Annotated in this window: 27 protein-coding genes and 1 riboswitch; of the genes, 17 read left to right on the top strand and 10 right to left on the bottom strand. The window is 37.9% G+C overall.

The genetic code is table 11. The features are described 5' to 3' along the window. The first annotated feature begins 37 nt into the window (after nucleotides 1-37). Entirely contained in the window at nucleotides 38-622 is a 585-nt protein-coding gene (locus M5A78_RS18680) for a DUF2087 domain-containing protein (RefSeq protein ID WP_248736804.1), read from the top strand. 35 nt (nucleotides 623-657) lie between these two features. Here M5A78_RS18680 and mtnK read toward each other — a convergent pair whose 3' ends face one another. Together mtnK and M5A78_RS18670 are read right to left on the bottom strand one after the other, a co-directional pair. Continuing rightward, on the bottom strand, nucleotides 658-1,845 hold the full coding sequence (mtnK, locus tag M5A78_RS18675) for an S-methyl-5-thioribose kinase (protein WP_248736793.1): 1,188 nt from the start codon (nucleotides 1,843-1,845) through the stop codon (nucleotides 658-660). A 100-nt stretch (nucleotides 1,846-1,945) separates the two neighbouring features. Further along, nucleotides 1,946-2,105, bottom strand: a riboswitch (SAM riboswitch). Between the two features lie 164 nt (nucleotides 2,106-2,269). Continuing rightward, the gene (locus tag M5A78_RS18670) at nucleotides 2,270-3,055 is read right to left on the bottom strand and encodes a carbon-nitrogen family hydrolase (RefSeq protein WP_264760472.1); all 786 of its coding nucleotides are present in this window, start codon (nucleotides 3,053-3,055) and stop codon (nucleotides 2,270-2,272) included. 490 nt (nucleotides 3,056-3,545) lie between these two features. Between M5A78_RS18670 and M5A78_RS18665 the strand changes: the two genes are divergently transcribed. From M5A78_RS18665 to M5A78_RS18645, 5 genes are all read left to right on the top strand, one after another. After that, the gene (locus tag M5A78_RS18665) at nucleotides 3,546-3,788 is read left to right on the top strand and encodes an aspartyl-phosphate phosphatase Spo0E family protein (protein WP_248736792.1); all 243 of its coding nucleotides are present in this window, start codon (nucleotides 3,546-3,548) and stop codon (nucleotides 3,786-3,788) included. 557 nt (nucleotides 3,789-4,345) lie between these two features. Next, nucleotides 4,346-5,170, top strand: coding sequence for an electron transfer flavoprotein subunit beta/FixA family protein (locus M5A78_RS18660; RefSeq protein ID WP_248736791.1), 825 nt, complete (start codon nucleotides 4,346-4,348; stop codon nucleotides 5,168-5,170). 34 nt (nucleotides 5,171-5,204) lie between these two features. Continuing rightward, nucleotides 5,205-6,236: an electron transfer flavoprotein subunit alpha/FixB family protein gene (locus tag M5A78_RS18655; protein WP_248736790.1), complete on the top strand. Its 1,032-nt coding sequence runs from the start codon at nucleotides 5,205-5,207 to the stop codon at nucleotides 6,234-6,236. After that, nucleotides 6,229-7,524 carry an FAD-dependent oxidoreductase gene (locus tag M5A78_RS18650; protein WP_248736789.1) on the top strand — a complete coding sequence of 432 codons (1,296 nt, stop codon included), beginning with the start codon at nucleotides 6,229-6,231 and terminating at the stop codon, nucleotides 7,522-7,524. Before M5A78_RS18655 ends, M5A78_RS18650 begins: the two co-directional genes overlap by 8 nt. After that, a complete protein-coding gene (locus tag M5A78_RS18645) occupies nucleotides 7,524-7,808 on the top strand; it encodes a ferredoxin family protein (protein ID WP_248736788.1) in 285 nt (94 codons plus the stop codon). The genes M5A78_RS18650 and M5A78_RS18645 overlap by 1 nt, the downstream gene beginning before the upstream one ends. A 137-nt stretch (nucleotides 7,809-7,945) precedes the next feature. Here M5A78_RS18645 and M5A78_RS18640 read toward each other — a convergent pair whose 3' ends face one another. Continuing rightward, nucleotides 7,946-8,293 carry a hypothetical protein gene (locus M5A78_RS18640; protein ID WP_248736787.1) on the bottom strand — a complete coding sequence of 116 codons (348 nt, stop codon included), beginning with the start codon at nucleotides 8,291-8,293 and terminating at the stop codon, nucleotides 7,946-7,948. 236 nt (nucleotides 8,294-8,529) lie between these two features. On the opposite strand from M5A78_RS18640, the gene M5A78_RS18635 reads away from it, so the two are divergent. Beyond that, entirely contained in the window at nucleotides 8,530-9,042 is a 513-nt protein-coding gene (locus M5A78_RS18635; RefSeq protein ID WP_248736786.1) for a hemerythrin domain-containing protein, read from the top strand. 211 nt (nucleotides 9,043-9,253) lie between these two features. On the opposite strand, the gene M5A78_RS18630 is transcribed toward M5A78_RS18635, so the two are convergent. Further along, complete coding sequence (locus M5A78_RS18630) at nucleotides 9,254-10,489, bottom strand: MFS transporter (RefSeq protein WP_248736785.1); 1,236 nt, start codon at nucleotides 10,487-10,489, stop codon at nucleotides 9,254-9,256. Nucleotides 10,490-10,840: 351 nt separating this feature from the next. Between M5A78_RS18630 and M5A78_RS18625 the strand changes: the two genes are divergently transcribed. Together M5A78_RS18625 and M5A78_RS18620 are read left to right on the top strand one after the other, a co-directional pair. Beyond that, nucleotides 10,841-11,281: a MarR family winged helix-turn-helix transcriptional regulator gene (locus tag M5A78_RS18625; protein ID WP_248736784.1), complete on the top strand. Its 441-nt coding sequence runs from the start codon at nucleotides 10,841-10,843 to the stop codon at nucleotides 11,279-11,281. Nucleotides 11,282-11,379: 98 nt separating this feature from the next. Beyond that, complete coding sequence (locus M5A78_RS18620) at nucleotides 11,380-13,074, top strand: M3 family oligoendopeptidase (protein ID WP_248736783.1); 1,695 nt, start codon at nucleotides 11,380-11,382, stop codon at nucleotides 13,072-13,074. A 42-nt stretch (nucleotides 13,075-13,116) separates the two neighbouring features. On the opposite strand, the gene M5A78_RS18615 is transcribed toward M5A78_RS18620, so the two are convergent. Continuing rightward, nucleotides 13,117-15,273, bottom strand: coding sequence for an ATP-dependent Clp protease ATP-binding subunit (locus tag M5A78_RS18615; protein WP_248736782.1), 2,157 nt, complete (start codon nucleotides 15,271-15,273; stop codon nucleotides 13,117-13,119). A 189-nt stretch (nucleotides 15,274-15,462) separates the two neighbouring features. Between M5A78_RS18615 and M5A78_RS18610 the strand changes: the two genes are divergently transcribed. Continuing rightward, a complete protein-coding gene (locus tag M5A78_RS18610) occupies nucleotides 15,463-16,509 on the top strand; it encodes a YkvI family membrane protein (protein WP_248736781.1) in 1,047 nt (348 codons plus the stop codon). A gap of 34 nt (nucleotides 16,510-16,543) precedes the next feature. On the opposite strand, the gene M5A78_RS18605 is transcribed toward M5A78_RS18610, so the two are convergent. Continuing rightward, entirely contained in the window at nucleotides 16,544-17,155 is a 612-nt protein-coding gene (locus tag M5A78_RS18605; RefSeq protein WP_248736780.1) for a CPBP family intramembrane glutamic endopeptidase, read from the bottom strand. A 145-nt stretch (nucleotides 17,156-17,300) separates the two neighbouring features. On the opposite strand from M5A78_RS18605, the gene M5A78_RS18600 reads away from it, so the two are divergent. Beyond that, a complete protein-coding gene (locus M5A78_RS18600) occupies nucleotides 17,301-17,420 on the top strand; it encodes a DUF6254 family protein (RefSeq protein WP_248736779.1) in 120 nt (39 codons plus the stop codon). A gap of 125 nt (nucleotides 17,421-17,545) precedes the next feature. On the opposite strand, the gene M5A78_RS18595 is transcribed toward M5A78_RS18600, so the two are convergent. After that, nucleotides 17,546-17,734 carry a YkvS family protein gene (locus tag M5A78_RS18595; protein ID WP_248736778.1) on the bottom strand — a complete coding sequence of 63 codons (189 nt, stop codon included), beginning with the start codon at nucleotides 17,732-17,734 and terminating at the stop codon, nucleotides 17,546-17,548. Between the two features lie 247 nt (nucleotides 17,735-17,981). Between M5A78_RS18595 and M5A78_RS18590 the strand changes: the two genes are divergently transcribed. The 6 genes from M5A78_RS18590 (at nucleotide 17,982) to M5A78_RS18565 (ending at nucleotide 22,707) form a co-directional block, all read left to right on the top strand. Beyond that, nucleotides 17,982-18,176, top strand: a complete 195-nt coding sequence (locus M5A78_RS18590) for a hypothetical protein (RefSeq protein WP_248736777.1) — start codon at nucleotides 17,982-17,984, stop codon at nucleotides 18,174-18,176. A 307-nt stretch (nucleotides 18,177-18,483) separates the two neighbouring features. Then, nucleotides 18,484-18,750 (top strand): phosphocarrier protein HPr, encoded by a 267-nt coding sequence (locus M5A78_RS18585; protein WP_248736776.1) that lies wholly within the window; start codon nucleotides 18,484-18,486, stop codon nucleotides 18,748-18,750. After that, nucleotides 18,750-20,465 (top strand): phosphoenolpyruvate--protein phosphotransferase, encoded by a 1,716-nt coding sequence (gene ptsP, locus M5A78_RS18580; protein WP_248736775.1) that lies wholly within the window; start codon nucleotides 18,750-18,752, stop codon nucleotides 20,463-20,465. The genes M5A78_RS18585 and ptsP overlap by 1 nt, the downstream gene beginning before the upstream one ends. Before the next feature lie 210 nt (nucleotides 20,466-20,675). Continuing rightward, nucleotides 20,676-21,149 carry a hypothetical protein gene (locus M5A78_RS18575; protein ID WP_248736774.1) on the top strand — a complete coding sequence of 158 codons (474 nt, stop codon included), beginning with the start codon at nucleotides 20,676-20,678 and terminating at the stop codon, nucleotides 21,147-21,149. 428 nt (nucleotides 21,150-21,577) lie between these two features. Further along, nucleotides 21,578-22,456, top strand: coding sequence for an NAD(P)-dependent oxidoreductase (locus M5A78_RS18570; protein WP_248736773.1), 879 nt, complete (start codon nucleotides 21,578-21,580; stop codon nucleotides 22,454-22,456). Between the two features lie 71 nt (nucleotides 22,457-22,527). Continuing rightward, nucleotides 22,528-22,707, top strand: a complete 180-nt coding sequence (locus tag M5A78_RS18565) for a hypothetical protein (RefSeq protein ID WP_248736772.1) — start codon at nucleotides 22,528-22,530, stop codon at nucleotides 22,705-22,707. A gap of 39 nt (nucleotides 22,708-22,746) precedes the next feature. On the opposite strand, the gene M5A78_RS18560 is transcribed toward M5A78_RS18565, so the two are convergent. The 3 genes from M5A78_RS18560 to M5A78_RS18550 all read right to left on the bottom strand — a co-directional run bounded on the left by M5A78_RS18560 (nucleotide 22,747) and on the right by M5A78_RS18550 (nucleotide 24,974). Next, nucleotides 22,747-23,898, bottom strand: a complete 1,152-nt coding sequence (locus M5A78_RS18560) for an aminotransferase A (RefSeq protein WP_248736771.1) — start codon at nucleotides 23,896-23,898, stop codon at nucleotides 22,747-22,749. Nucleotides 23,899-24,078: 180 nt separating this feature from the next. Further along, nucleotides 24,079-24,279, bottom strand: a complete 201-nt coding sequence (locus M5A78_RS18555; RefSeq protein WP_248736770.1) for a hypothetical protein — start codon at nucleotides 24,277-24,279, stop codon at nucleotides 24,079-24,081. Nucleotides 24,280-24,494: 215 nt separating this feature from the next. Beyond that, the gene (locus M5A78_RS18550; protein ID WP_248736769.1) at nucleotides 24,495-24,974 is read right to left on the bottom strand and encodes a YkyB family protein; all 480 of its coding nucleotides are present in this window, start codon (nucleotides 24,972-24,974) and stop codon (nucleotides 24,495-24,497) included. Nucleotides 24,975-25,198 lie beyond the last annotated feature (224 nt).

The raw sequence follows: 25,198 nt of genomic DNA, 5'->3' as shown, positions 1-25,198 counted from the left end.
TAGATAAATGTGAAAACGGAAGGATATGAAGGTTTTGATACAGCTTAATCGCTTAGTAGCATTCCATAAAACAATGGGTGACCCCACAAGGGTAAGAATTGTTATCCTTTTAGCAAAAGGCCCGCTGCACGGACAGGCGATTGCCGGCAAACTTGGCCTGAGCGCACCTACAATTACTCACCACCTTAAAAAATTGCGGGATGTCCATGTGGTTTATGAAAGAAGGGATAAGAATATTATTTACTTCTATTTAAATGAATCGATGATTAAACAGCAGGCGCAGGAGCTCACAAAGTTACTGGAGACAAGGGGAGAGGAGCTTGATGAAATGATGGAAATAAGTTTAGAGAGACAAAAGGTTATTCAGAATTTCTTCACAAAGGAAGGAAAATTAAAAAATATTCCAGCTCAACGAAAGAAGAAATTAATGGTGTTTGAACATATGGTTCAAGGGCTTAGCATGGGTAAAAAGTATGGTGAAAAAGAAATAAACGAGTATATTAAGCAATTTCATGATGATTATGCGACAATACGGAGGGAATTCATTATTAATCATTATATGTACCGCGAAAATGGGATATATGAACTTAACCCCGAGGAAATGTGGGCGAAACCAGAGTAGAAAAGCAACCCGATTATGTTCGGATTGCTTTTTTTCTAGTTTATTTTTCCCTTTACTATTTCGATAAATTCTCCAAGGTCTTTAATATTTTTCCTCTGCTTGATAAGGATTCCCCCAAGCTCCAGAGATTTACGCTTCGCAGCTAATCTAGTTTGCTCGTCTTTAATCCCGTCTAAATCAGCAACATGTGCGAGCCCAATTGTTCTCCTGATTAACTCACAGCCTGCAAAACCAAGGGCATCCGCAAAAAATTTAGATAAATTATAGGATATGAATGAAGTCGATTGTGCTAAAACCTCTTTATTTTGAGTCTCCCAAAGGATTGTAAATGTATTCTTAAAGACATCCCAAACCGTTTCAATATGCTCAACAAAAAGATCTCGCTTCTTATCGTTCACAATTACTTGGAAAAGAAGATTTGCAAATACTTGGCCAATATCAAATCCAGCAGGCCCATAGAAAGCAAATTCAGGGTCAATGACTTTTGTTTCTGAATTATTCGCAAAAATACTTCCGGTATGTAGGTCACCATGAAGGAGAACTTCTGCATCAGTTAAAAAGGTTTTTTTCAATACATTCACGTGAAATTGTAGTTCTTCATCACGCCAAAGAGCTACAACAAAAGGACGTAAACCTTCTTCAAATTCGTTTGTTTCTGCATCGTAATAGGGATCAGTAAAAATTAAATCCTCTGTGATTTTGCAGAGCTCAGGATTGATAAATTGTTGAACCTGTTCTTTTTTTCTGGTAGGGCCCAATCCATAATCGGATGTGTAAAATAATGTTTTAGCAAGATACTCACCAAGATGTGTAGAAATAAGCGGGTAGGTTTCACCGTTAATGAAGCCCGTTCTTGCAATCAAAAGATGGGAAAGATCTTCCATGACGGTAACAGCCAGCACATCATCTGTATAGTAAACTGCTGGTACAAAATCTGGGGCAATTCGACCAAAAGTCTTCAATGCATCTGCTTCAATTTTTGCCCTATTTATTGTTAATGGCCAGCTTTCCCCCACGACTTTAGCATAGGGAAGAGCTTGTTTGATGATAATGCTTTTTCCTGCATGTGTGTCAACAACATGAAAAACTAGATTGAGATTCCCATCACCAATTTCATTACAGGATAGTTTTGCATCTTCGGAAAAAATACTAAGATTTAACGCTAACTCAATAGCAGTTGTTTCGGTTAGTGGGTGGTAAATTCCTTGTTTTATTATACTCATATATTCTCCTCCTATATTGGGAGGCTTGGTGAGTGCACGACAGCACTAAAAAAGCCTCTTTCTTATCTGAAAGAGGCTAGAAGACGGATGTTCTTCTCACCTCTTATCTCTCAGAAAGACAATCCTTCTGTTGGAATTAGCACCGTGCCATTTAGGGGACTCTCCCCTGGCGCGAAAGAAGCGCCCCATTTCACAATGGGTATTATGGTCGGTTGCTGGGCTTCAAAGGGCCAAATCCCTCAGCCAGCTCGTGATAAGAGTAAATAAAATATTCAATTTTTTTCAATCTGAAAAAACTATAACAGGATGAAGCGAAAGCTGTCAATAATTTTAAAAAGATACTAAAGTTTAAAAATTTTTCTTTAATAACTTTCGAACTCCAGCAAAAAGAGGCTAGTGTACTTCGCGCATCTGCTTCTGCGTATTATTTATAGTACTCTGGTTTCCTATCTTCGAAAACCGGAATCTGCTTTCGGATTTCTCTTACTTGATCTAATTCGATTTCAGCCGTAATGATTTCCTGACCTTCTCCAGCCTCAGAAATTACCTCTCCCCAAGGATCAATAATGATAGAGTGTCCGGCAAATAGGTTATTTGGGTCGTCACCTGAACGATTACATCCGATCACAAAGCATTGATTTTCAATCGCTCTTGCAATCAGGAGAGTGCGCCAATGAGCAAGGCGGAGTGCCGGCCATTCGGCAACCACAAATAATGCTTCTGCCCCTTCTGAAGTATGGCTACGAATCCATTCAGGGAACCGAATATCATAACAAATAACGCCTGCAAACTTACGGTCTTCTAGTTCAAATAACCCTTTTTCGTTACCGGCCACTAAAAAGCGATGCTCGTCCATAAGTTTAAACAAATGTAGTTTATTATATTGATGAACAAGCTGACCATTTTTATTGATGACGAGAAGTGTATTTTTTACTCCATTTTCACCTTGATTCGCGACAGAACCGCCGACCATATGAATCTGGTGCTTTTTCGCTGCTTTTTGCAGATAATCGATTGTTTGTTTAGCATCGATATCTGCAATTTCTTCAAGTCGGTTCAAATCATAGCCCGTTGTCCATAGTTCTGGAAGGACAATAATATCCGGCTTATCAGTAACTGCTTTTTCAATAAGCTCATTGACAATTTCATAGTTTTTCAGTGGATTTCCAAAGGCGATATCCATTTGTAGACAAGAAATCTTTAGTTTCAAGAATCTTCACCTCTTTTGAAATTTCGAAATTTTCCCTTTACAAGGTATTATAAAAGTTATAACATTTGTGACTAGAAATTCAACAAAAATTTGAAATTAATTTAAGCAGGTGTGAGTAAAAAACTGGCAGTAACTTTTGCATGCCAGTTTTTTACTGTGGAAGCTAAATGATTCACTATTTTTTACAAAAATATCCTAAAAAAATTAAATTAATTCCCAATTTTTAGATAAAAAAATATACATCCGATTGTCCAGTAGTTGCCCACAACGTATCAGAAAATAGACAGAATTATTAAACTAATATTCTTGAAAAAATCTTGTCGAAAATGCTTGAAAGAGAATAAAAAAAATGTCGAAAAACGAAAGATATAGAATGTTTTGTCTACTTTTGCGATTGTATTTACATTTACTATAATTCTTGGCATAATTCTTCAAGTAGTCTACTTTATTAGTGGTTTACAGTAAGATTGTAATGAGTAGGAGGATCACATTGTACGAGTATAGTAATTGTCAATCTGAAATGATTGAAGAGATAAAGGTAAAAAGGGAATTAATGATTAATAGCGCGACTACATTAGGTTTTACAAGTGAAGAAACAATAAAATACAGCCAAGAACTAGATGAATTAATCAATGAGTATCATAGGATCATAGGACAAGCTTCAAGACAAAATGAAGAAGTGAAAATTGCTTTTAAGCAAATGCTGATGGTCTGGCCAAAAGTTTTAGTTTAATAAAACTAAATAGGACGTAACGATTACATACTGCCCTGTTATCATTACAAAGATGAAGGTCTTCTATTATTCTTGTTGAAGGGTTAACATTGAACTGGTTTGAAGGCCTTCCGACATTTCGAAAACCAAAAGCCCAAAAGCCAAAGTGAAACTTTTAATTCTGAACCTCCACGTAAATGAAGCAAGCGCCGACTGATCATTCCACAGGAAAATAGACGAATCAAATAATAGAATCAGCCTAAACAACTTCAGTCATCTCTCTATCTTTTTCCAATCAAAAAAACTAATGATAAATATCTACAATATTAGACATTACTGTGATTTTTATCATTGTTATTATCAAAATATTTCATATAGTTATAGTAGAACCATATAAAAAATATATACAACAAGATTAACTACATAAATTACCTCGATGTAAGAAAAAAAGAAAACGATTTGTTTGGTACTATGCTTATGTTGCGATTCATATATCGTAAATAAAGGCATTTTTTATAGCCAAAGAAAGCAAGCGCTTTCAATAATTTAGAGATCAAATGGAGGAGGGAAAGTCCTACATGCACATTGTCGTATGTGTCAAACAAGTACCAGATACAAAAATTATAAAAATCAATCCAAAAACAAACACACTCGACCGCCGAAGTGCGCCAGCCATTTTAAATCCTTACGATGCCCATGCTGTTCAAGAGGCCGTGAAAATTAAGGAAAAAACTGGTGGTACGATTTCGGTATTGTCTATGGGACCGCCGCAAGCAACGGCTGTTATAAAGAAGAGCATCGAAATAGGTGCAGATAGAGGTTATCTAATTTCTGACCGTGCTTTCGCAGGTGCTGATACTCTTGCAACAAGTTATGCCCTATCAAAAGCACTGGAAAGAATCAGCAAGGATCTCCCAGTGGACATGGTAATTTGCGGGAAACATGCCATAGATGGAGATACGGGACAGGTTGGACCAGGTATCGCAAGAAGAATGGATATTCCACCGGTTACCAATGTAATCGAAGTGACGGAAGTCAACCAAAAAGAAAAAACCGTTTTAATTAAACGAAAATTAACCAGTGGCTATGAATTAATTCAGTCAGAATTACCATGCTTATTAACGGTTGAAAAAGAAATAAATGACATTGATTATTCGCCGATGCCAAACATGATTAAAGCCGCAAGGTATGAGCCGACTATCTGGGCGGTAAGTGATCTTGAAAATGTGGAACGCACGCAGCTTGGTCTGAAAGGTTCACCAACAATCGTTGGTAAAATGTTTTCACCACCACGGCCAGAAGGCGGTAAAAGGCTTGAGGGCTCTGCTGATGAGCAGGTTAGTCAGCTGATGGAAGTCTTGATGGAGAAAAAGGACCTGTTAACAATCCAGTCATCTAAATAATATGATTAATCTTGTCTCGCAGGGAGGGGTTTACATGAATCTAGACGATTATCGTGGAGTCTGGATATTCATCGAACAAAACGATGGGAAAATTGAAGGTGTTTCCCTGGAATTACTTGGGGCTGGCAGGAAGCTAGCAGATAAATTACAAGTTCCATTATCGGGATTTTTACTTGGAAGCGAAATAAAACAATTAGCAAATCAAGTAATTTCTTACGGTGCCGATCAAGTATACATTATCGACCATCCAGTATTAAAGAATTATCGAACAGAGTCTTATATGAAGGGTGTTATGCTGCTGGCTGAAAAATACAAACCAGAAATCATCCTTTATGGGGCAACACCAAACGGAAAAGATTTAGCTAGTGCCGTTGCAACGGATTTAAACACAGGTTTAACTGCAGATACAACGATGTTGGACGTAGATGTGGAAAATAGATTATTAGAGGCAAGCCGTCCAGCATTTGGCGGTAATATTATGGCAACGATACTTTGTAAAAAGCATCGTCCACAAATGGCCACTGTCAGACCAAAGGTCATGAAGGCATTAGAACCAGATAATGTTCGACTTGGTAATGTTATTGAAGAAAAAATATCATTACAAGAAGAAGATATGCGTACAAAAGTGCTTCAAATTGTGAATGATGTAACAAAAAAAGTTAACTTGGCTGATGCCCATGTGATTGTCTGTGGCGGTAAAGGAATGGGAGATTTTCAAAACTTCCAGCTCATCCATGAATTAGCAGAAACGATTGGTGCAAGTGTGGGCGGTACACGTGATGTGGTTGAAGCAGGTTGGCTGCCACATGAGCAACAAGTTGGGCAAACAGGTGAAACAGTGACACCAAAAATCTATTTTGCCATTGGTATATCAGGTGCCATTCAACATGTCGTCGGTATGAAAAATTCCGAGTTTATCATCGCCATCAATAAAGATCCGAACGCACCAATTTTTGACGTAGCAACATATGGAATTGTAGGAGATGCAATGGAAATCCTCCCAAAACTAATCGAGCAATTTAAGCAGCTAAGGACAGAAAAAGGCGGTGAAATAAGCTATGCCTGAAAAATTTGATGTCATCGTTGTTGGGGCGGGACCTGCAGGTTCCTCATGTGCCTTAACTTGTGCAAAAAATGGCCTAAACGTTTTGCTTATTGAAAGAGGGGAATACCCGGGGGCTAAAAACGTAATGGGTGGGGTATTATACCGCAAACAAATGGAAGAATTAGTTCCTGAGTTTTGGAAGGAAGCACCACTTGAGAGACCAGTTATTGAACAGCGTTTCTGGATGTTGGATAAAGAGTCAGTCGTGCAATTTGGCTATAAAGGTCTTGAATGGGCAGTTGAACCATATAATAATTTTACGGTGCTCCGGGCACAGTTTGACCAATGGTTTGCGGGGAAAGCAGTTGAAGCAGGAGCCCTCTTGATCAACGAAACTGTTGTCACAGAGTGTATTGTTGAAAACGGTAAGGTTGTTGGTGTTCGAACCGATCGCCCGGATGGAGAAGTTTATGCAGATGTCGTGGTTCTAGCTGACGGTGTTAACTCACTCCTTTCCAAGCAATTAGGCTTCCATAAAGAGTTTCGTCCAGATGAAGTAGCCTTAACGGTTATGGAAGTTATTAATCTACCAAAGGAAAAAATTAATGACCGCTTTAATGTGGAAGATAACCAAGGTTGTACGATTGAGATTTTTGGTGATTCAACCAAAGGTAACCTCGGCACAGCTTTCCTTTATACGAATAAAGATAGCTTGAACATAGGAGTAGGAACAACACTGTCCAGTATGATTAAAGCGAAATTGAAGCCATATGAGCTACTAGATTACTTGAAAAATCATCCAATGGTTAAACCGTTGATTGATGGAGGGGAATCGGCTGAGTATCTTGCTCACCTTATTCCAGAAGGTGGTTACCGTTCGGTTCCGAAGGTGGCAGGTAATGGTGTTATTGTTATCGGTGATGCCGCCCAGCTTGTAAATGCCATTCATCGTGAAGGTTCGAACATGGCGATGTATTCTGGAAAACTAGCTGCGGAGGCCGTTGTTCAAGCAAAAAATCGTGAGGATTTCAGTGAGTCTAGTTTAAATAGTTACCGTGAAGCCCTTTATGGCAGCTTTATCATGAAAGATTTAGAGAAATATAAAGATGCCGCTCATACGTTTGAGAAGTATCCACAATACTTTAATGACTATGTACCGATGATGAATAAAGCGATGAGCAAATTCTTCACAGTAGATGGCACGCCAAAACGTGAAAAACAAAAACAAATTATGAAGAGTGTAACAGGAGAAAAAGGAACCCTTCGAGTATTGCAAGATATATATCGTGCTTGGAAGGCGGTGAAATAATGTCAACGAAGAATATCGAAGAAAAACAATATCTTCTCCGTTTTAAGTGTGACACGAAGTCCCATTTAACCGTGCTCGATCATGATGTTTGTATGACTCAATGCCCCGATAAAGTTTGTACAGTATTTTGCCCGGCTGAAGTGTATAAGTGGGAAGGAACAAGGATGCAGGTAGGATATGAAGGCTGTCACGAATGTGGAAGCTGTCGCATCGGCTGTCCATACCAAAACATTAAATGGGAATATCCAAAAGGCGGACATGGGATTGTGTTCCGGTTAGCTTAACTGAAAAATAGAAAGAGTGCTGTTTGCGATTTGCAGGCAGTACTTTTTTTTACAAATGGGATAATATCACTATATGTAGGTTTTTTCACAAATGAGGGTAAAAAGAAGGTGAAGCAAAAGGTAGTTATTTTAGGGGCTTAGCTTATTTTCTCTAGTAGAGCAATAGGAGAAAGTTCATCTTTATTGCCGGATGCAACGAATGAAGAAGCCAGTGCGATTGCTTCATCCATTGACATCATACCTGGTGAACAATAAAAAGGTTTTTTATAATTGAAATCGGCTTCACCATCAGCTGGGTAAATGCTCACTTTCCAGTGATAATAAATCTTCTTCTGCGGGAGCTGTACCCCTTCTACGGCAATGAGCCAATGTGTTGAAGGTGAATCAGGGGAGTATGCCTCGGATTCTTTTAGTAATGTAAGGTCCTTTAAACCAATCGGTATTAGTGCCTTTTGATAAAAGTCATGATAATTTGGGGTTTTCATGATTTAGCCCTCCTATATATGGTTTATCTACATTATATGAAATTTTTATTTCTTTTTGAGTGATAAATGTTAAAATTTTTCAAAAAACTAAAGCGTTTTCATGAAATTGTCAAAAAAAGCTTTGCTTTAAGCAATTTTTGAATAAATGTGACCTATGTCACTACGTTAATTGATGGTTACTTTTATACTTGAGGCTCAAAAGATAATGATAGAGGTGAATGAGCATGAGTGGCTGCATGAGTGGTTTTGGAGGTCTGCCTCAAGCTGAATTAAGTGAAGGGCTTAAACAATTAAAAAGTGAACATCCTCCATTATTAGAACAATTAGAAGGATTGTACGGCCTGACGGAAAAAATCGATCAAGAAATGGATGTAGAAATTAATTTTAATGAATTAATTTTGAAAGTAAAAGAATTTAAGAAAGCACTTGACCCGCATTCTGAAAGAGAAGAGGGTGTCTTGTTCCCAATGATGGGGGCTTATATCGGAACAACTTCAGGACCGATTGCGGTTATGGAATATGAGCATGACCAAGCAAAATCAAATATCGGAGCCTTTCTAGCTAAGGTAGAAGGTAGTCAAGCATCAACGGATGAAAAGAAAAAATTTGCAGAATTAATTAAAAACGCTTACCTCATACTAACAGAACATTTTTCCAAAGAGGAAAACGTGTTATTCCCAATGGCTGAAAGAATGCTTACAGATGAGGAAAAGGCAGAATTACACCGTAAAATTCAAGAAATCAAATAAAAAGGATGGGCGCAGCCCATCCTTTATTATTATATAAGAATTTAAAACATTGGACTTCGAGAAATGTCCAGCTCCAGGCGCCATCGGCTAGTGTACTTCGCTCTTCTCCCTACGATAAGTCAACATCGGTTCGCTCCGCTCACCGTGTTTCCTTTATCTCAGTCGAAGCGCTCCAGTCCATACGCCGATAGGCGGGCGCCTTGCGCTTTTCTTATTTTTGATTCCATTCCCAAACCTTTTGATCCGTTGGAAGCAGGAACGCGAGTAATCCTAGCAATGGCAATACTCCAAGCCATGTGATCATTGACTGCAGACCAATCCAGTCCGCAATGTATCCCAGACCTACAGAACCAATGGCCCCCATACCAAACGCAAGACCAACAGTCAAACCAGACATCGTCCCAATTTTTCCTGGGACTAATTCTTGTGCATACACCACGGTAACCGAAAAACTAGTCATTAAAATAAACCCTGTAAGAATTAGGAAGATAAATGCCATGGTCGGCGGAACATGCGGAATAAGAATCGAAAAAGGAACGGACGCTAACATCGAAAAGGAAATGATGTTTTTCTTTCCAAATCTGTCAGACAATGGACCTCCAAAGAATGTACCGATTGCTCCAGATAGTAAAAATGCGAACAAAAAGACCTGAGATTCTTTAATGGTAAGTGCATATTCTTTTATGACATAAAAGGTGTAAAAATTGGTAATTCCCGATGTGTACCAAGTTCTTGCAAAGATTAATAATAATATCAATGCTAATGTATTTTTTACCTCTTTAGATAAGCCTTTCTTCTTACCTAAGCTCGTTCTCTTCATACTTGCAGGATTTGGAGTAGTTTTCAATCTCTGATTATACCAATTTGCGATATAAATTAATAAAATAACTGCAAGTGCGGCCACTATTGTAAACCAGGATGCTCCAATTTGTCCGAGTGGAACTAATATCAAAGCGGTAATCACTGGGGCTAAGGCCTGGCCAGTATTCCCTCCAACTTGATAAATGGACTGTGCAAGTCCTCTTCGACTGCCAGCAGCCATATAAGCCACTCTAGAGCCTTCAGGATGAAATACAGCTGAACCGAGGCCGATGAAAAGAACAGACAAAACAATCGTTCCAAAACTAGAAGCAAAACCTAAACCAAGAATACCGACTAAAGTAAAAGAGAGACCAATTGGCAGTGCATAAGGCATTGGCTTTTTGTCAGTTAAGAATCCGACCATTGGCTGCATGACGGAGGAGACCATATTTAACGAGAAAGCAATTACCCCCAGCTGGGTAAAGCTTAAACCCATTGACCTTTCTAATATAGGAAACATTGCCGGTATAACAGCCTGTATGGCATCATTCAATAAATGACACAGGCCAATAATAAAAAGAATTTTATAGATAGGTGATTCGGAGGCCTTTTGTGCCCTCATAGGTAAAACGGCTTGTTGACTCATTGTATCCCTTCTTTATAAAAATAACTTACTATTTTTCTATCCTATCTTACTACTTAATTGCCGAAATAAGAAATATATATTTCTTGTTTCGAAATATTTCAATTATAATAAATTTAAATAATTGGGTAATAGGAGGAAATTCATAAACAAGCAATTGTTCAAATTTAATAAAAAAAACAGAGTTGTGCTTCCAAACCATCAGGCCGGATGTTAACGAAATATTCCCACTTTATTGAGATAAATTGACATAGATTAATTATTTTTTTATAATAATTTTGAAATCGAGATAATTTTGCCAGATGAAAATGTGAAAACGAGGCAATTATTTTAACCTAAAAGGATGAGTTTTTTATGGAGCAAGATTCAATAACTAAATCATTAAAGCTATTTATTGTTCTTTCAAGAGCTTATAAAGCAATTAATGAACACGTGAATAAGATTATTCAGGCAAGTGGGTTAAATCCTACTGAATTTGCTGTTTTAGAACTGCTTTATCATAAAGGAGACCAGCCGATGCAGCAAATTGGTGGGAAAATCCTGCTTGCAAGCGGAAGCATTACTTACGTGGTGGATAAGCTTGAACAAAAGGGGATGTTGAAAAGAATTGCCTGTCCCAATGATCGGCGAGTCACCTATGCGCAAATTACAGAAGAAGGGAAAAAGTTCATTCAGGATATTTTTCCGGAGCATGAAAAACAAATCGATAAGTTGATGTCAAGTCTCTCAGATTCAGAGAAAATGGAGGCCATTGACTTATTGAAAAAATTAGGATTGCCTGCGGGTAAATTTTAAAACGGCCAATTGGTCGTTTTTTTTATTTTATTAAAGGTATATTAACGATGTGTGTCGAATGATTTAGTTGGAATATTAGAAAAAAAGGGGTTGTTTCAATGAGTTTTGAAAATTATACATACGTTCGTCCGATATTAGATGAAGTAACGGTAAAATTTGATGGGTTGCTTGAAGCCTTCAAAAAGGCTGCTTCCATTGAAGAACAAGGTGAGGTCATGAATGAAATTAATCTTCTTAGAAATGACCTTGGCACGATGTTTAATCTCTGTAATATTCGTCATACAATAGATACCAACGACGAATTTTATAAAGCAGAGCAAGATTATATGGATGAAATTGGGCCTGAAATTGATGGATTAATTACTAGGTATTATCAAGCATTGATAGATTCAAAATTCCGCAATGAGTTAGAAGAAAAGTGGGGCAAGCAGCTTTTCGCTCTTGCAGAGGGGCAGCTTAAGACTTTTAAGCCGGAAATTATTCCATTACTTCAAAAGGAGAATCGTTTATCCACAGCATATACGAAGTTGATTGCTGCAGCAAAGATTGAGTTTGAAGGGGAAGAGCGAACCCTCGCACAAATCGATCCTTATATAGAATCGACGGATAGAGAGATGCGTAAACGGGCAAGTGCGGCAAAATTTGGGTTCTTCGCTAATCATGAGGAAGACCTTGACCGTATTTATGATGATCTTGTAAAAGTAAGAACGGAAATAGCACAAAAACTAGGGTTTAAAAATTTTGTTGAGCTTGGTTATTACCGCATGATGCGCACGGATTACAACGCAGAAATGGTGGCTAATTTCCGCCAGCAGGTGAAGGATTTTATTGTACCAATCGCGACAAAACTTAAGGAGCGTCAGCGCGAACGATTAGGCCTTGAACAGTTAAAATATTATGATGAAGTCTTTGTGTTTCAGTCTGGAAATGCGATTCCAAAGGGAAGTCCGGAATGGATTATTGAAAACGGACAAAAAATGTATGAAGACCTATCAAAGGAAACAGGAGAGTTTTTCCGTTTTATGCAGGAAAATAACCTAATGGATCTTGTTGCCAAGAAAGGGAAAGCAGGCGGTGGATATTGTACATTTATTGAGAACTATAAGGCACCGTTTATCTTTTCTAATTTCAATGGAACTTCAGGAGATATTGATGTGTTGACCCATGAAGCAGGGCATGCTTTCCAGGTTTATTCCAGCCGTCAGTTTGAAATTCCGGAATATTACTGGCCTACCTATGAGGCCTGCGAAATTCATTCGATGAGTATGGAATTCTTTACTTGGCCATGGATGGATTTGTTTTTTAAGGAAGATACTGATAAGTATAAATTTTCACACTTAAGTGCTGCCTTATTATTCCTCCCATATGGAGTTTCTGTTGATGAATTTCAGCACTGGGTATATGAAAATCCAACAGCATCTTCGGTAGAACGCAAGCTTCAATGGCGTGAAATTGAGAAAAAATATTTGCCGCATAAAGATTATGATGGCATTGAGTATTTAGAAAACGGTGGCTTCTGGCAGCGCCAGGGACACATTTATAATTCACCATTTTACTATATTGATTATACACTAGCACAAATTTGTGCCTTCCAATTCTGGAAGCGGTCAAGAGAGAATCAAGAAGAAGCTTGGGTAGATTATGTCAAGTTATGTAAGCTTGGCGGCAGCATGTCATTTACCAGACTTGTCACGGCAGCAAACTTAATTTCACCATTTGAGGATGGTTGTGTCGAATCAGTTGTTGGAGAAATTGAGAATTGGCTAAATTCTGTAGACGATAAAAAACTATGATAAATAAAAAGCGAAGCCATGACAAAATGGCTTCGCTTTACTTTATTCAACGGCAACTACGCTAGAAACAACCTTTATTTTGTCATCTTCTATGATAACTGATAATTGTTTTACATCTGGTTGATCTAAAACAATATCGGCAATCATATCTTCGAGCTGTTCTTGGATCACTCTGCGAAGCGGGCGTGCCCCGAAGGCAGGGTGGTAACCAAGCTCAGCTAATTTTTCTTTTGTTTCGGTTGTCATCGTTATTTCAATATGTTTCTCTCCTAAGGTTTCTTTTAAATCGGCCACCATTAAATCAACAATGTATAAGATATGTTCCTTATCGAGTGAATTAAATTCAATGATACTATCAAAACGATTTAAGAATTCTGGTTTAAAGAAGCTACCAAGCGAATCGAGAATACTAGCTTCTTCTACTGCTTCACTTGCCCCAAAACCAACGTGAACCGTTTTGTGACTAATACCGGCATTACTTGTCATGATGATGACGGTATCTTTAAAACTTACCATTCTTCCTCCGCTGTCTGTGAGACGACCGTCTTCAAGAATTTGTAGGAACATATGCTGAACGTCTGGATGTGCCTTTTCAATCTCATCTAATAAAATTATACTATAAGAATTTCGACGTACCTTTTCCGTCAGCTGTCCTGCCTCATCATGACCGATATACCCAGGAGGTGAACCAATTAATTTAGAGATGCTGTGTTTTTCCATGTATTCACTCATATCCAGGCGAATCATAGACTCCTTCGTACCAAATAATTCTTCAGCCAGTGTTTTGGCCAGCTCCGTTTTTCCGACACCTGTCGGACCGACAAATAAGAATGAGCCAATTGGACGATTCTTTGCTTTTAAGCCTGCCCGGCTACGGCGAATAGCTTTTGCTACTTTTTGTACCGCTTTTTCCTGACCGATGACCTTTTTATTTAAGTTTACTTGTAAATTTTTCATTCTAAGCTGTTCGTTTTGCTGAAGTTTTCCGACTGGAATGCCTGTTTTTTGTTCTATAATTTTTTCAATATGTGAAACAGTGATAATTGGTCTTTCTGAGTTAGGACCCTTTTTTAGGGACTCTTCAAGTTTTGTTTCTTCATCACGAAGCTTCGCAGCCTTTTCATAATGTTCATTTTTTAATGCTTCTTCCTTGGCAGCGGCAATTTCCTTTAGCCGCACTTCAATTTGTTCATTACTTTCATTATCAGTAGTGAGATTCAATTTTGAACCAGCTTCATCAAGTAAGTCAATCGCCTTATCCGGTAAAAAGCGGTCTTGAATATAGCGCTGTGATAAGTTCACACAAGCATGGATTGCTTCATCTGCATAATTGACTTCATGGTAATCCTCGTATTTCTTCTGAAGGCCCTTTAAGATTTGAATCGCAGCTTCTGAACTTGGTTCTTGAACATGAACAGGCTGGAAGCGACGCTCTAATGCTGAATCCTTTTCAATTTGCCGGTATTCCTTTAAGGTTGTGGCACCAATTACCTGCAATTCACCACGGGCAAGGACGGGCTTAAGGATATTGCCGGCATCCATAGAGCCTTCAGCAGAGCCCGCTCCAACAAGCAGATGAATTTCATCAATGAAAAGGATAATGTCGCTACGCTTTTGTAATTCCATAATTAATTGCTTCATTCGTTCCTCAAATTGACCGCGAATTCCGGTATTAGCGACCAGAGAAGCAACATCCAACAAATAAACTTCTTTATTTCTCAGCTTGACTGGGACATCTCCTTCAGCTATTTTTTGTGCCAGACCCTCAGCAATGGCCGTTTTCCCGACACCTGGTTCACCGATTAAAACGGGATTATTTTTGTTTCGTCTATTAAGGATTTCAATGACTCGTTTTACTTCATCATCACGTCCAATTACTGGGTCAATCAAACCTGCTTTAGCTAAATGGGTTAAGTTCTGACCGAATTGATCAATAAAGCCGCCATGTGCCGGTTTCCTTTCATTTTGTGAGGCAAATTGACTATTCGTGCTTTGACCCTCTGAAAAGCTTTTATTCATAAAGAGATCTTCAAAAGGGAAGCCTTGGAACGGATGCATGTTCATTCCGAAGCCCGCACCTAATGCCTGCTTTTCTTTTGCATAACATTCAAGGCAGAGTTTCACATCATTTCGTTGCCCGTTAACGTTCATTGTTAATTGCACAGTTGCTTGATTTTGCTTGCATTGTTGACAAAGCATAAATAAATAACCTCCTTGTTATCTCGTTTTTTTCATTTGACTTTGACTATATTTGACCTTGTAAGTTAGTATACTCTGACCTTTTTTGACTTTCAAGGAATTTGTTTATAGCAATAGTTGGTAGTCAAGGAAAAAAGCTCGTCTTTGTTTGTCCCTTGGTTCATATATTGATGTTAAGGGGGAGATGATGTGAAGAAGAATTGGAATCAAGCCTTTCAAATTGCGGCAGTTTATGTAGGGACTGTTGTAGGAGCAGGATTCGCCACAGGAAAAGAAATCGTTGAATTTTTTTCGCGATTTGGTTTCTTCGGCTTTATAAGTATATTAATGAGTGGATATCTTTTTGTCATGATTGGCTCAAAGATGATGAGAATGGCGGCACAAATCGAAGCAAAATCCTATCAAGAATTTAACGAGTACCTGTTTGGAAAATGGGCAGGCAGTGTCATAAATATATTTATGCTAATTATGCTTCTTGGGGTTAGTGCAGTGATGCTGGCAGGGGCAGGAGCGGTTTTTGAGGAACAACTGGGGCTTCCAAAAAATCTTGGCGTTTTTTTAACGATATTTCTATCCTATCTTGTTATGCTAGTAGGAACTAAAGGTCTGTTTGCCGTTAATGCGTTTATTGTTCCATTAATGATTACTTTTAGCTTGATTTTAATGTTTTTATCACTGCAAATGCCGCACTTTTTAGAGCATTTTTTGTTTATTCCCCATGCGGCTGATGGCTGGAAGAGTGTGATTGCCCCTTTTTCGTATGCAGCCTTAAATCTAGGCCTAGCCCAGGCGGTATTAGTACCCGTTGCAACAGAGGTTAGGGATGACTGGACTATTAAATGGGGGGGAATTCTTGGTGGACTTGCATTAACCCTAATATTAATCGGTAGTCATTTTACCTTGATTATGTTGCCAAACCTTGAATTATATGATATTCCAATGGCGATTATTATGAAAAACCTAGCTCCGTTTTTTTATTGGATTTTTGTTCTCGTTATTTATGGAGAAATTTTCACTTCTGTAATTGGAAATGTCTTTGGACTTGATAGACAATTGCAGCAATACATGCCGGTTCCGACAATGTTATCAGTTACTGCTATTTTTGTTGTGTCCTACCTCATTAGTTTAGTGAATTATAGTACCTTGCTCTCCTACCTTTATCCCTTATTCGGGTATATTTGTATGACCTTTTTTATATTATTATGGATGAAACCATTTACTCCTAATGAGAAATAATCGAAAAAGCAGCTGATCACTTCAGCTGCTTTCGTTAGGTAAATGGCAGTATGATAAAAATCATAATATCAAAAATAATATGGGAAACAATCACAAGTGGCATACTTTTTTTCCAATAATAAAGTAAACCCCAGACAATACCTGAAATAAAAGCAGCTAAAACTAATAAGAAAGAGCTTGAATAAATATTGACCGAAGCATATAGTAGCGCGGCTATCACAATGCTCTCTAACGGTCTAAAGTATTTCAATAAACTTTTTTGAATAAATCCCCGCCAGAAAAGTTCCTCTCCAGGAGCAGCAACCAGGACCAATGCAATGTATTGCCAAAATAGTGAAGGCGCATACCAACGGTACAGTTTTTTAATACTGGTTTCAAATGGAAGATGAAGGATTCCGAGAACGTGAATCCCAATCCAAAAAATAAAATATAACAAGAATCCACTTATAGCACCAAGGAAGATATATTGGAAAAAGGATAGCTCATCTTCTACATCACCTTGGAACGTAGCAAAAGCTATTAACACGAGGACTGAGCCAGTATAGATATACCAAAAAATAGCTTTATCATTGAAGGAAAAAAATATGAGTGCATGTGCCATAATCAAGCCGGTTAAAAAGCGGAGGTTTAGGATGTTTTTTTTCATCAAGTAATGCCCCTTTAGCAATCAATAAAATATACTTTACCAAAAAAGATGTGGAAAAGGAAATGATTACATTAAACATTTTAACCAATTCTTATGATAAGAACATAAAAAGAAGAAAAAAATAAATGGGAAGGGAGTGAAAATAATGAGTAAAGCAAGGAGTCAAGAAGAAAGGGAATGGACTGTTAGGAAGCAGGACCAAAATCCTCATGGTAAAGTAAAATCTTTAAAGCAGTTATCTAAAGAAACAGGACAAGATAAATAATTTTATTTCACAAAAAGAAAAGGCAGCCAAGGACTGCCTTTTCTACCATGTTTAGCTCCAGCGCCCATTTGCTAGTGTACTAGCCCTTGAACGGACGCTTCCCCTTTTTCTAGTATTCTTTCACATTAATAAGCGCTTTCTTTTACAACCTTATAGTTTTTATGGTTGACAACTGTACGCTGATCTAATTCTAAATCACGGTAATTATCCATATATGTTAGGTCGACTATTACAGAATTTTCATTTACCTTTTCTACAATCCCTTGCAAGCCGCCACGGAATTCGATGAGATTACCTACTTCTGCTTTTTTCAATTAGTCTCTCTCCTTTACCTTAAAAACTATAAAATCCATTTAAATAACAGTTTGCACTACTTTTCCAATTTCGTAAAGGATTTAATTTGACAATTTGGTTAATTCTTACTGGATTATTTATTATCTGTTTAAGATTTCGACAAAAGAATGGGAAATATTTCTAAATGTTTCATATAAGAAAGAAATTTGACTTAAAAAAAGGAAAGCACTATAAAATAGAAAGAGGTAAAGGTGGTGCAACTAACAAATGAGGGAAGAAATAATAACGGAAATTTTGGATCGACTGATGACCGGGGAACTTTCAGAGTATTATGTCAAGAATGAAGAATTTATGGAATTTCGCCAAGTTCTTGTAAAGAGAAAGGACTTTAAGCATTTCCGCGGAATTGGCCAGCGTGGTGGAGATCTATTGTTTCAATATCTTAAAGAACCAAGAAGTTAATACTAGCCGTTCTAATAGGAGAATCCGGACGTACTGGGTTCTCTTTTGTTTGGATTTAGCTATTTTAGTTGTATGAAAAAAATGAAGTGAATTTCTAGCATTTGTCCTGAATAGAAGTGCAGCAACAAACAAGCTAAATAGGTTATATATTATTGGTATTAGATGGGAAAAGTAACAGAAAATAGAAGGAAGTTACCTATATCTATCTTCTTGTAGTGATTTAGTTGACTAAAAGAGGTAAATTGTATAAATTTAATGGGCAAGTATCAAATAAACATATTACATATATAAAAGGAGTTTGGATAGCATGGCAGAGAAACAATTTAAAGTAATCGCAGAAACAGGAATTCACGCGAGACCGGCAACTTTATTGGTTCAAACAGCAAGCAAATTCGATTCAGAAATAAACTTAGAGTTTAAAGGAAAAAAAGTAAATTTAAAATCAATCATGGGTGTTATGTCCCTAGGCATTGGCCAGGGAGCAGATATTAAGATTACAGCAGAAGGCAGCGATGCTGATCATGCCTTAAACAGCCTTGAAGAAACATTGAAAAAAGAAGGATTGGCTGAATAATGACTTTTTTATCTGGAATAGCCGCGTCAAATGGTATTGCAATTGCTAAGGCATACCGTCTAGTTGAGCCGGATTTATCTTTTGAACAGAAAACAATAGATGATGCTGCTGCTGAGGTTGAACGTTTTCGTCAAGCTATGAACAAATCCAAAGCTGAACTAGAAGTCATTCGTGACCGTGCTAAGGTGGACCTTGGCGAGGACAAAGCAGCAATTTTTGAAGCACATCTCCTTGTACTCAGTGATCCAGAATTAAACACACCGATTGAAGATAAAATTACATCTGAAAATGTGAATGCAGAATCTGCCCTTAAAGAAACTGCTGACATGTTTGTGATGATGTTTGAGCAAATGGATAATGAATACATGAAAGAACGGGCAGCTGATATCCGTGATGTAACAAAACGAGTTCTTTCCCATTTGTTGGGAGTTCAAATAGTAAATCCGAGTATGATTGCTGAAGAAGTGATTATTGTGGCGGAAGATTTAACACCTTCAGATACAGCTCAATTAAATCGGCAATTTGTTAAAGGATTCACGACAAACATCGGAGGTCGGACATCACATTCAGCGATTATGGCGCGTTCTTTGGAGATTCCTGCTGTTGTTGGTACCAAGACAGCTACTGAAGCCATTAATAATGGAGATTTCGTTATTGTCGATGGGTTAAAGGGCGAAGTCCATATTAATCCAACACCTGAACTTGTTGAACAATATCGAAAAATTCATGATGAATATGAAGTGCAAAAAGCGGAATGGGCGAAACTTGTCAATGAACCAACAGTTTCTGCTGACGGCCAGCATGTTGAATTGGTTGCCAATATCGGTACTCCTAATGATTTAAAAGGGGTTATCGCTAATGGTGGGGAAGGCGTCGGATTGTATAGAACCGAATTTCTTTACATGGGCCGAGATCAGCTTCCTACCGAAGAAGAACAGTTTGTAGCCTATAAAGCAGTTCTAGAAGGAATGACTGGCAAGCCAGTTGTTGTTCGTACACTGGATATTGGCGGTGATAAAGAACTGCCATACCTAGAATTACCAAAGGAAATGAATCCATTCTTAGGTTTCAGAGCGATTCGTTTATGTTTAGAAGAACAAGGGATATTCCGTACCCAACTTCGTGCCTTATTACGGGCAAGCATCTATGGAAATTTAAAGATCATGTTCCCGATGATAGCAACTTTGGATGAGTTCCGCGCGGCAAAGGCCATTCTTGAGGAAGAAAAGCAAAAGCTTCTTGCTGAGGGTCAAAAAGTGGCAGAGAAGATTGAACTCGGAATTATGGTAGAAATTCCATCTACTGCCATTCTTGCTGACCAATTTGCAAAAGAAGTGGACTTCTTCAGTATCGGAACGAATGATTTAATTCAATATACAATGGCAGCAGACCGGATGAACCAACGTGTATCCTATCTTTATCAGCCATATAGCCCATCAATTTTACGTTTAGTAAAAATGGTTATTGATGCATCACATGTAGAAGGAAAATGGACAGGTATGTGCGGAGAAATGGCTGGAGATGAAACCGCGATTCCGATTCTTCTTGGACTTGGCTTGGACGAGTTTTCAATGAGCGCAACATCGATTCTAAAGGCGCGCTCCCTAATTCGGAACTTGAAAAAGTCTGATATGGAGAAACTAGCAATCGAGGTACTCAATATGCAAACAACTGCTCAAGTCATTGAAGCAGTAAATTTAGCAACAAAGCTATAAGATACTTTTCTACAAAAAGGAGTGACTCATAAAGTAGTCGCTCCTTTTTTCGTGAAGGGATGAAAATTATTTTAAGTTCAAATATCGAATTTAAAATACTGGAAACAATAAAAGCTATTTAGATAAAAAACAATTTCCTAGATTAACCTTTCTTTTACGTTTACTACCAAGGTATTTTGGCTAAGGTAAAAATATAAGGGAGTGTTATAAATGCGAAGAAATAGGAAAATCGTGATGTTGTTGGTCTTAGGGGCTTATTGTTTATCCATTTTAACTGGTTGTGGACTAGTGTTTTCAAATGAATTAATTGTCAATCGCTATGCCGATGCCCTACTCACGAAAAATAATGAGCTTCAATTTCGCTTTCGAATTAATAATGAACTACTAGAGGGGCATCAGTTATACAAAGTAAAAGTTAGCATCCACGACGACAGGTTAGCTGCCGCAATCGGAAAACGTGAAATAATCTATGGAGAAGACCAAGTACTGAACGGTGAATATTTAGAGGTGAAAGGAAAAAGTGAAAAATATATTTTTATGGATCCGATCCCTTTGAAAAAAGATTTACACATTGATCTACTTAAAAAAATGATTGAGCAGGAGCAGGGTGTCTCTATAGAAGTGTATAATAACGAGGAAGTATTTGGACGTGCTTTTTTAACGAACTTTTCTTCTGAATTATAATTCATGTTTAACATTGCTTGTTTTGGGCAACATTTATATGTGCATAAATTTGGAGATGGAGCACTTAAGACCAGAACGACTGAGACGTTCTGGTTTTTTTTATTGTATAGGAAATTATAAAACAATATAGTGATGATAACTTGAAATAGTTATCTGAATCCAGCTCCAGCGCCCAACGGCTAGTGGACTTCGCTCTTTTCCCTACGATAAGTCAACATCGAATCGCTATGCTCTCCGTGTTTCCTTTATCTCAGTCAAAGCGCTCCACAAGGAACACTTCGGCAGCATAAGCATCGCACGAAGAAAAAGCGTTAGCTTTTTCGAGGAGTCCATACGCCGCTAAACGGGCGCTTGCGCCTTTTGTTCTTCCCTATTAATAAATGATAGTGCTAAAATAAAAGGAAATTAAAGTGAGGGGAAGGATTATATTGTTAACTATAGAAAATACGGTAATTGGATTTATTGGAATAGGTGTGATGGGGAAAAGCATGGCAGGGCACCTATTGAATGCTGGCTATCCCTTAGTAGTTTATTCTAGAACAAAAGAAAAGGTCGAACACTTGTTCGAAATGGGGGCTATCTGGGCTGAAACCCCAAGAATAGTGGCAGAAAAGGCTTCAGTTATTTTTACTATGGTGGGGTACCCAACGGATGTTGAGGAAGTTTATTTTGGAGAACATGGTTTGATTCATTATGGAAAACCAGGAAGTTATTTGATTGATATGACAACTTCTGCCCCGTCTCTTGCTGTAAAGATATACGAAGAGGCAAATAAGCGAGGGATTCAAGCAATTGATGCTCCGGTATCTGGCGGGGACGTGGGGGCAAAAGAAGCGAAACTATCAATTATGGTTGGTGGAGAGGAGGCTGCTTTTGCTGCAACTCGTCCAATCCTCGAGTATCTAGGAACAAATATTGTCTACCAAGGAAAACCGGGGGCAGGACAACATACAAAAATGTGTAATCAAATTGCCATTGCTTCAAATATGATTGGTGTCTGTGAAGCGGTTGTTTATGCCGAAAAAGCGGGACTTAATCCTGAAAATGTTTTAAAAAGTATTACAGCAGGAGCTGCCGGCAGCTGGTCATTAAGTAATCTAGCCCCAAGAATGTTGAATGGGAATTTTGAACCTGGCTTTTACATAAAGCATTTTATTAAGGATATGAAAATTGCTTTGGATGAGGCTGAGCAAATGGAAATGAAGGTACCAGGACTGGCTTTAGCGAAATCTCTCTATGATCAATTAGTTGAACAAGGCGAAGAAAATAGCGGAACGCAGGCTTTATATAAATATTGGCTGGGCTAAGAGGAAATGAATAAATTCCTCCCGTCTTCAAGAAACTATGATAGAAATCTTGAAAATAGGAGGAATTGTTAATGGCAAAACGAACAAAAAAGAATGATCCGCAACAAAAAAATAAAAAGGGTTTTGATTCTGCTGTATTAAATGAAGAATTTGCCCATGAAATGGGTTCTGCAGCCGCAAATCAAATTCATAAAGAAAAGGCTAAAAAGGAAAAGGCTCCAAAGAATAATGGAAAATATAAAGGACAATAAAGAAATAACCCTCACTTTATACTCAGTGAGGGTTATTTTTTACCATCTTTTTAGATAGTGTTCAATTCGATTAAGGCCGAGCTCTAATGTTTCCATGGAACAAGCAAAGGATAAACGAAAATAGCCTTCCCCGTAATTGGAAAATGAACTACCAGGAACAACTGCCACCTTTGTTTCCTGAACAAGCCTAAGTGCAAAGTCAAAGCTATTCAAAGGAATGCAGTCGGGAATTTTGACAAAGAAATAAAAAGCCCCATCAGGTTTAACGATATCAAGCCCCATTGAGATTAACCGATTAAAAACATATTCTCTTCTCACCATATATTCTTTTTTCATGACCAGTGCATTATCAAACCCTGCGGTTAGGGCTTCATAGGCCGCTTTTTGGGCAATGGAATTGGCACAAGAAACATTATATTGGTGGACCTTTAAAATGTGCTGGGCAATGTTTTCTGGAGCAAATAAAAAGCCAATTCGCCAGCCTGTCATCGAGTGGGATTTGGATACTCCGTTAATCACAATCGTCTTTTCCTTTATAAAACCAGCGATTGATGTATGTGGCTGGTCATAGGTGAGCTCACTGTATATTTCGTCAGCTAGGATGAAAATATCCCTTCCTCTTAAAAACTCAGCTATTTCTTTCAGTTCTTCTTCCGTGAGGCTTACTCCAGTCGGATTCGATGGGTAAGGAAGCACGATACAGCGGGTTTTGTCGGTAATAAATGGTTTGATCATATTCAAAGTAAAGCGAAAGTGATTTTCGCGAGTATCAACATGCACTGGAACGGCACCCATCATTCGAATAATCGGTTCATATCCAGGATAAATCGGTCCGGGTAGTATTACTTCTGTTCCCTCTGTTAATATCGTACGAAAGGCAATATCAATCGCTTCGCTTGCTCCTGTTGTAACGATTACCTCTGATTCAGGATTATAACGCAAGCCATATTTTTTTTCGTAAAAATCGCAAGCCGATTTCCTTAGTTCAATCGTCCCAGCGTTGTGTGTATAGGAGGTAAAGTTATTATTAATTGCAGCAATACCCGCTTTTTTCACATGCTCAGGAGTTGGGAAATCTGGCTGTCCTATTGTAAAGGAAATCAAGTCATCCATATGGGCTACCATATTAAAAAATTTCCTAATTCCCGAAATTTCAATATTTTTCACCTGTGGATTAATCAAATGCTCCAATCTAGTCCATCCTTCCATTTAAGGATTCATTTTCTGTAGAGAATATATTGATTATAGACTTTTGGAGCTAAAGATTCTACTATTTAAGGGGAGCGTTTATGTTGGAATTAAAAAACGATCTAAAGAATCTTTAGACCGTTTTTTTGGGGGAGGGGGTATATATCAAATTAAAGAGTATTATTAATAACCATAATCCCAGTCAACCTCATCCTCATGCCAGAAGACAGGTGACACAAGACCGAATTCTACCATTTTTTCATCGAGCTTGCATCTACAATTTGCGTTTCCACATTGATCCTTAAGCTCAACGTAAATGGAATGATCCACATTTTCAATAAATGTAATATCTTGCTCTTGGAATAGAATCGCAGTTCCTTTCATGCTAAAGCACCTCTTTTAAAAGTTTATCCAAACTGTAAATTATCTACTCTATGCGTGTATTGTAAATCGGATTTTAATGACAGTCTATCCATTTGTGATGTTGTTCACAAAATTATCAAGAATATGTTGCAAAATTAAGGCAAACTACATAACCGAGGAGTACCGATTTGGAAGCAGAAAAAAAGCCAGGTATATCCTGGCTTTTTGCAGTGCTGTTAGAAGTATCTTTCACCTAACTTTTTGAAAATTGGTTTTTGGTAGGTTCGCTGATTTTTTTGCTTATTGGTAGGAGGCTGGTCATCTTCAGCAAGACCGGTGTAGGATTGTAATAATGCTTTTGCTGTATTAAGAGAGAGCGCTGCCTTTGGGTTTCGTACAAGTCCATCTAATTTGCCCAGATGGGGGAGGTCATGAAAATCAGTTTTTGTCGGCGGTATATGAAAAGTATATCTTCCACATTCAACGAGGACATCTGACTGCTGCTGGCTATTTCGTGGATTCTCAGAAAAATGGAGACCTACCTTTTTAGCTTTACCTTCTAGGATCAACTTTTTTAAGGATTCTTGTTTTAATTTGTACAGAAATTTGGGATTAGTTGCTGTTTTTGCATGGCGATTCACGATAAAGACTGCTTGAGCGAGGTTTTCACTGGTTAGCTTTGATTGGTTTAGGGGATATTTCTGATCGGGATTCAAAATATGGTCTCCTTTCTATCTTTTAAACAACCTCATTATAACCTTTTTAAGGGCAAAGAGGAATATTACTACAGCGATAATCTCTTAAAAAAGCGAAGTGAATTTTTATTTAATGTAATCAAAAATGGATTTCGTATACAAAAATTTGTCAAGTACAATAACAAATTGAAAAAAACTTTATTAAAATAATCAATATTTTCGATAAATTACTTTCTTTCAGTTAA

Origin of the sequence: Neobacillus rhizosphaerae, from assembly GCF_937468385.1 — a bacterium.
GTDB lineage: Bacteria > Bacillota > Bacilli > Bacillales > Cytobacillaceae > Neobacillus > Neobacillus rhizosphaerae.
The sequence above is the reverse complement of the archived record's forward strand: the minus strand, read 5'-3'. Positions and strand labels throughout refer to the sequence as shown.

What these genes read in the sequence shown, in the direction of transcription:
- M5A78_RS18600 (WP_248736779.1), top strand. Translation starts at nt 17,301, where the DNA reads ATGAGTAAAGCAAGGAGTCAAGAAGAAAGGGAATGGACTGTTAGGAAG.
- M5A78_RS18635 (WP_248736786.1), top strand. Translation starts at nt 8,530, where the DNA reads ATGAGTGGTTTTGGAGGTCTGCCTCAAGCTGAATTAAGTGAAGGGCTT.
- M5A78_RS18590 (WP_248736777.1), top strand. Translation starts at nt 17,982, where the DNA reads ATGAGGGAAGAAATAATAACGGAAATTTTGGATCGACTGATGACCGGG.
- M5A78_RS18625 (WP_248736784.1), top strand. Translation starts at nt 10,841, where the DNA reads ATGGAGCAAGATTCAATAACTAAATCATTAAAGCTATTTATTGTTCTT.
- M5A78_RS18585 (WP_248736776.1), top strand. Translation starts at nt 18,484, where the DNA reads ATGGCAGAGAAACAATTTAAAGTAATCGCAGAAACAGGAATTCACGCG.
- M5A78_RS18650 (WP_248736789.1), top strand. Translation starts at nt 6,229, where the DNA reads ATGCCTGAAAAATTTGATGTCATCGTTGTTGGGGCGGGACCTGCAGGT.
- M5A78_RS18630 (WP_248736785.1), bottom strand. Translation starts at nt 10,489, where the DNA reads ATGAGTCAACAAGCCGTTTTACCTATGAGGGCACAAAAGGCCTCCGAA.
- M5A78_RS18660 (WP_248736791.1), top strand. Translation starts at nt 4,346, where the DNA reads ATGCACATTGTCGTATGTGTCAAACAAGTACCAGATACAAAAATTATA.
- M5A78_RS18565 (WP_248736772.1), top strand. Translation starts at nt 22,528, where the DNA reads ATGGCAAAACGAACAAAAAAGAATGATCCGCAACAAAAAAATAAAAAG.
- M5A78_RS18640 (WP_248736787.1), bottom strand. Translation starts at nt 8,293, where the DNA reads ATGAAAACCCCAAATTATCATGACTTTTATCAAAAGGCACTAATACCG.
- M5A78_RS18575 (WP_248736774.1), top strand. Translation starts at nt 20,676, where the DNA reads ATGCGAAGAAATAGGAAAATCGTGATGTTGTTGGTCTTAGGGGCTTAT.
- M5A78_RS18555 (WP_248736770.1), bottom strand. Translation starts at nt 24,279, where the DNA reads ATGAAAGGAACTGCGATTCTATTCCAAGAGCAAGATATTACATTTATT.
- mtnK (WP_248736793.1), bottom strand. Translation starts at nt 1,845, where the DNA reads ATGAGTATAATAAAACAAGGAATTTACCACCCACTAACCGAAACAACT.
- M5A78_RS18605 (WP_248736780.1), bottom strand. Translation starts at nt 17,155, where the DNA reads ATGAAAAAAAACATCCTAAACCTCCGCTTTTTAACCGGCTTGATTATG.
- ptsP (WP_248736775.1), top strand. Translation starts at nt 18,750, where the DNA reads ATGACTTTTTTATCTGGAATAGCCGCGTCAAATGGTATTGCAATTGCT.
- M5A78_RS18620 (WP_248736783.1), top strand. Translation starts at nt 11,380, where the DNA reads ATGAGTTTTGAAAATTATACATACGTTCGTCCGATATTAGATGAAGTA.
- M5A78_RS18615 (WP_248736782.1), bottom strand. Translation starts at nt 15,273, where the DNA reads ATGCTTTGTCAACAATGCAAGCAAAATCAAGCAACTGTGCAATTAACA.
- M5A78_RS18655 (WP_248736790.1), top strand. Translation starts at nt 5,205, where the DNA reads ATGAATCTAGACGATTATCGTGGAGTCTGGATATTCATCGAACAAAAC.
- M5A78_RS18645 (WP_248736788.1), top strand. Translation starts at nt 7,524, where the DNA reads ATGTCAACGAAGAATATCGAAGAAAAACAATATCTTCTCCGTTTTAAG.